Here is a 5,480-nt window from a genome sequence, read left to right as displayed (position 1 = left end):
ATCGCGCACCCGCGACCTCACCGCACTTCCGTAAACGAAGGGTTTTAGCCCTCGATGATGAACTCTTCAAGCTGCGTGCGCGCGACGTCGTCGGGCAGCTGCTTCGGCGGGCTCTTCATCAGGTACGCCGACGCCGGGATCACCGGGCCGCCAATGCCGCGGTCCTTGGCGATCTTCGCCGCACGCACCGCGTCGATGATGACGCCGGCCGAGTTCGGCGAGTCCCACACCTCGAGCTTGTACTCCAGGTTCAGCGGCACGTCACCGAACGCGCGGCCCTCGAGACGGACGTAGGCCCACTTGCGGTCGTCCAGCCAGCCGACGTGGTCGGACGGGCCGATGTGCACGTCCTTGGTCTTGAACTCGCGCTGCAGGTTCGATGTGACCGCCTGAGTCTTGGAGATCTTCTTGGACTCCAGCCGCTCGCGCTCGAGCATGTTGAGGAAGTCCATGTTGCCGCCGACGTTGAGCTGCATGGTGCGGTCGAGCTGCACGCCGCGGTCCTCGAACAGCTTGGCCATCACCCGGTGGGTGATCGTGGCACCGACCTGGCTCTTGATGTCGTCACCGACGATCGGCACGCCGGCGTCGGTGAACTTCTTGGCCCACACCGGGTCAGAGGCGATGAACACCGGCAACGCGTTGACGAAAGCCACGCCGGCGTCGATCGCGCACTGCGCGTAGAACTTGTCAGCCTCCTCGGAGCCCACCGGCAGGTAGGACACCATCACGTCGACCTTGGCGTCGCGCAGCGCCTCGACCACGTCGACGGCCTCGGTGTCGGAGATCTCGATGGTCTCGGCGTAGTACTTGCCGATGCCGTCGAGAGTCGGGCCGCGTTGCACCGTCACGTTGGTCGGCGGCACGTCGGCGATCTTGATGGTGTTGTTTTCCGACGCGAAGATGGCCTCGGACAGGTCGAAGCCGACCTTCTTGGCGTCCACGTCGAACGCGGCGACGAACTTCACGTCGCGGACGTGGTACTGGCCGAACTTCACGTGCATCAGGCCGGGGACCGCGCTGTTCTCGTCGGCGTCGTAGTAGTACTGGACGCCCTGTACCAGCGAGGACGCGCAGTTGCCGACGCCGACGATGGCGACACGTACCTCGGTCGACGCCTGCGACGCGTTCTGCTCACTCATACGGCGTTCTCCTTGACTCTCATAGTGGGGTTACTCGGCGCTAGGCCTGCTCTGCGCTGCGTTGCGCAACACGTTCGGCCGCGATCAGCTCGTTGAGCCAATTAACTTCACGCTCGCTCGACTCCAGCCCGAGTTGGTGCAGCTGGCGGGTGTAGCGGTCGAGTGAGTTGCTGGCCCGCGCCACTGCTTCACGCAGACCTTCTCGACGTTCTTCGACCTGGCGGCGGCGACCCTCTAGGATGCGCATCCGCGCTGCGGCCGGCGTGCGGTTGAAAAATGCCAAGTGCACGCCGAACCCGTCGTCGGTGTAGTTGTGCGGGCCGGTGTCAGCCACCAGCTCGCTGAAGCGCTGCCTGCCCGCATCGGTCATTTCGTACACGCGCCGAGCCCGGCGCACCGGCGTGCCGGTCGGGGCCGCGTTCTCGGCGATCAGCCCGTCGGACTGCATCCGCCGCAGTGCGGGATACAGCGATCCATAGGAGAATGCCCGGAAGGCTCCGAGCAGGCCCGTAAGCCGTTTGCGCAGCTCGTAGCCGTGCATGGGCGACTCGAGCAAGAGTCCCAGGATGGCGAGCTCCAGCACCGAGTCACCTCCTTTGCTCCGTGAAATGCGACGCTGTTATGTCGCGAAACAGTCTCGCGCAATAGTATCGGCCCGATATATTCGGCGCCACTCCGGGCGGTCAGCTGAAGTTCCCGTCCCGTTCAGCCGTTGGTAGCCACGCAGTTAGGGCGGTGCCGCAGGCGACCCGGTCGGAGTTGTAATCAGCGTGGTTGCAAGCCTGTTCATGTGGCGGTTCGCGCGGCATAACCAAACAACGTGTCAATTCATCTGCACTGGTTTCTCCCGACGTACGGCGACTCGCGCGATCTGATCGCAGGGGGGCACGGCAGCACGATGCGCGGCGACCGGCCGGCTGACCTGAAGTACCTCATCCAGCTCGCCCAGGCCGCCGAGATCAACGGCTTCGAGGCGGTGCTGACGCCGACCGGCTTGTGGTGCGAAGACGCCTGGCTGACTACCGCGATGTTGATCGGCAGCACCGAGTCGCTGAAGTACCTGGTGGCGTTCCGTCCGGGGTTGATCAGCCCGACGCTGGCCGCGCAGATGGCAACCACCTTTCAGTGGCAGTCGCAGGGTCGGCTGTTGCTGAACGTGGTCACCGGTGGCGAGAGCGCCGAGCAGCGGGCGTTCGGCGACTTCCTGGAGAAGCAGGACCGCTACGCGCGCTGCGGCGAGTTCCTCGACATTGTGAAGCAGCTGTGGACCTCCGACGCACCGGTAACCGTCGCCGGTGAGCACCTGCGCGTAGAGCAGGCGTCGCTGGCGCGCCGGCCCGATCCGCTGCCGGGGGTGTTCTTCGGCGGTTCGTCGCCGGAGGCCGGCCAGGTCGCGGCCCGCTACGCCGACACCTATCTGACCTGGGGTGAGCGGCCCGAGCAGGTCAAAGAAAAGCTGGACTGGATCCGCGGCCTGGCTGCCGCGCAGGGCAGAACACTGAGCTACGGCATCCGACTGCACGTCATCTCCCGCGATACCAGCGAGCAGGCCTGGGCCGAGGCGGAGCGGCTGCTGAACGCGCTCAACCCCGAGACCGTGGCCGCAGCGCAGCAGTCCTTGGCCCGTTCGGAATCGGTGGGTCAGCGCCGGATGCGCCAATTGCACGGCGGCGGCGAGGATTACGTGGCCGGGGCCGATGCCCGACAGCTGGAGATCTACCCCAACCTGTGGTCGGGCGTCGGTCTGGTTCGCGGCGGCGCGGGCACCGCCCTGGTCGGCTCGCACACCGAGGTCGCCGATCGCATCGCCGAATACGCCGAGCTGGGGCTGGAGCACTTCATCCTGTCCGGATATCCCCACCTCGAGGAGGCCTACATCTTCGGCGAGGGCGTCCGCCCGATCCTCGCTGAACGCGGTCTGCTGGGCGAGGCGGCGTCGGCGGTCAGGCCGAGCGAGCCGGTCAGGTCGGCGTTCTTGCCGAACGTCGGCGAGGTCAGCGCTTCCTAGCCAGGAAACGTAACCGACCTACCTCTCGGCATCGGTGCCGCGGACGTACTCTGGTCTTCGTGCGATTGCAGCGACAGGTAGTGGATTACGCGCTTCGGCGCCGATCACTGCTGGCCGAGGTCTACTCCGGCCGGACCGGTGTCTCCGAGGTGTGTGACGCCAACCCCTACCTGCTGCGCGCGGCCAAGTTCCACGGCAAGGTGAGCTCGGTCATGTGCCCGATCTGCCGCAAAGAGCAACTGACGCTGGTGTCGTGGGTATTCGGCGACCACCTCGGCGCGGTGTCCGGGTCTGCGCGGACCGCCGAAGAACTGGTCTTGTTAGCCTCGCGGTTCGAAGAGTTCTCCGTACACGTGGTGGAGGTATGTCGAACCTGCAGTTGGAATCACTTGGTCAAGTCGTATGTGCTCGGCGCGACGCGCACGGCTCGTCCGCCGCGGAAGCCGCGCAGCACCCGGACGGCGCGCGATGGCGCCCGCACGGCCAGTGAATAACGAAGGGCAGCAAGACCAGTCGGCCGCTGACAACCCGAAAGGGTCAGGGGCTGATGGCGGGTCGAAGCAGCCGCGGCAACGACCCACACCACCTCTCGACGACCGGCTGACCACGATCCTTCCTCCGGTCAAGGACGATGCGCCGAACCGCTTCCGGGATCCCATCGCCGACGTGAAGGCCGCACTCGATGGCCGGCCCTCGTCTGAGCGACGCGACCCGTTGGAGATGGCCTCGTCCGCGCTGAACGCGAAGTCACCCCCGCGCAAGCCGCCGCCCGACGGACCGCCGCCCACTGGTCGACCACCGGGCGGCCGTCCGCCGGGCCCGCCGGGACGAAAGCCTCAGCTGCCGGGCTGGGCTCAGCGAGTCGACTGGGACTGGCCGCACCACATCAACTGGACGTGGGTCCGTCGCGGGTTCTACGTCAGCGCCGTGGTGATCCTGCTGCTGCCGATCGTCACGTTCGCGATGGCCTACTTCATCGTCGACATTCCCAAGCCCGGCGACATCCGCACCAACCAGGTGTCGACGATTCTGGCCAGCGACGGCTCCGAGCTGGCGAAAATCGTTCCCCCCGAAGGTAATCGGGTGGATGTCAACATCGACCAGGTGCCGGTGAATGTCCGCCAGGCAGTGATCGCGGCCGAGGACCGCAACTTCTACTCCAATCCGGGCTTCTCGTTCACCGGGTTCGCGCGCGCCTTCAAGAACAACATCTTCGGCGGTGACACGCAGGGCGGTTCGACGATCACCCAGCAGTACGTCAAGAACGCGTTGGTCGGAGCCCAGCGCGCCGGCGTCGGCGGCCTGGTCCGTAAGGCCAAGGAACTCGTCATCGCCACCAAGATGTCGGGGGAGTGGTCCAAAGACGAGGTGCTGCAGGCCTATCTGAACATCATCTACTTCGGCCGGGGCGCCTACGGGATCTCCGCGGCGTCGCGGGCCTACTTCGACAAACCCGTCGAGCAACTCACCGTCGCCGACGGCGCACTGCTGGCCGCGCTGATCCAGCGCCCATCGACGCTGGACCCCGCGCTGAACCTCGAGGGCGCCAAGGCCCGGTGGAACTGGGTGCTCGACGGGATGGTCGACATCAAGGCGTTGTCGCCGACCGACCGTGCGGCACAGCAGTTTCCGCCGACTGTGCCACCTGAGCAGGCTCGTGCGAAAGACCAGACCACCGGCCCCAACGGGCTGATCCAGCGACAGGTCACCAAAGAACTGCTCGAGTTGTTCAACATCGACGAGCAGACGCTGAACACCCAGGGACTGCAGGTCACCACCACGATCGACCCGCAGGCGCAGAAGGCCGCCGAGAACGCCGTCTCGAAATACCTCGAGGGGCAGAACCCCGACATGCGGACCGCGGTCGTCTCGATCGATCCGCACAACGGCGCGGTGAAGGCGTACTACGGCGGCTCGGATGCCAACGGGTTCGACTTCGCTCAGGCCGGTCTGCAGACCGGGTCGTCGTTCAAGGTGTTCGCGTTGATCGCCGCGCTCGAGCAGGGGATCGGGCTGGGTTACCAAGTGGACAGCTCACCGCTGACCGTCAACGGCATCAAGATCACCAACGTGGAGGGCGAGGGCTGCGGGGTCTGCAATATCGCCGAAGCGCTCAAGCGTTCGTTGAACACCTCCTACTACCGGCTGATGCTCAAGCTGAAGAACGGCCCTTCGGACGTCGCCGACGCCGCACATCAGGCGGGCATCGCGAGCAGCTTCCCGGGTGTGGCGCACACCCTGTCCGAGGACGGCAAGGGCGGCCCACCCAATAACGGAATCGTGTTGGGGCAGTATCAGACTCGGGCGATCGACATGGCCTCGGCCTACGC

General features: G+C 65.9%; 5 protein-coding genes. 3 read left to right on the top strand and 2 right to left on the bottom strand.

The window, feature by feature from the left end; all coding sequences use genetic code 11:
* Positions 1-44: 44 nt before the first annotated feature.
* Together WAN02_RS25255 and WAN02_RS25250 are read right to left on the bottom strand one after the other, a co-directional pair.
* Positions 45-1,142, bottom strand: a complete 1,098-nt coding sequence (locus WAN02_RS25255; protein ID WP_422267539.1) for an inositol-3-phosphate synthase — start codon at positions 1,140-1,142, stop codon at positions 45-47.
* 40 nt (positions 1,143-1,182) lie between these two features.
* Positions 1,183-1,725 (bottom strand): PadR family transcriptional regulator, encoded by a 543-nt coding sequence (locus WAN02_RS25250; protein WP_422267537.1) that lies wholly within the window; start codon positions 1,723-1,725, stop codon positions 1,183-1,185.
* Positions 1,726-1,962: 237 nt separating this feature from the next.
* On the opposite strand from WAN02_RS25250, the gene WAN02_RS25245 reads away from it, so the two are divergent.
* The 3 genes from WAN02_RS25245 to WAN02_RS25235 form a co-directional block, all read left to right on the top strand.
* The gene (locus WAN02_RS25245; RefSeq protein WP_422267535.1) at positions 1,963-3,150 is read left to right on the top strand and encodes an LLM class flavin-dependent oxidoreductase; all 1,188 of its coding nucleotides are present in this window, start codon (positions 1,963-1,965) and stop codon (positions 3,148-3,150) included.
* Between the two features lie 59 nt (positions 3,151-3,209).
* Entirely contained in the window at positions 3,210-3,644 is a 435-nt protein-coding gene (locus WAN02_RS25240; protein ID WP_325688289.1) for a DUF5318 family protein, read from the top strand.
* Positions 3,637-5,480, top strand: a 1,844-nt coding sequence (locus WAN02_RS25235; RefSeq protein WP_422267533.1) for a transglycosylase domain-containing protein, incomplete at its 3' end; no start/stop codon positions are given. The genes WAN02_RS25240 and WAN02_RS25235, both read left to right, overlap by 8 nt.

Origin of the sequence: Mycobacterium sp., from assembly GCF_049281135.1 — a bacterium.
Taxonomy (GTDB): Bacteria; Actinomycetota; Actinomycetes; order Mycobacteriales; family Mycobacteriaceae; genus Mycobacterium.
Note: the sequence above shows the minus strand (reverse complement) of the source record. Positions and strands in the feature narration are given on the sequence as shown.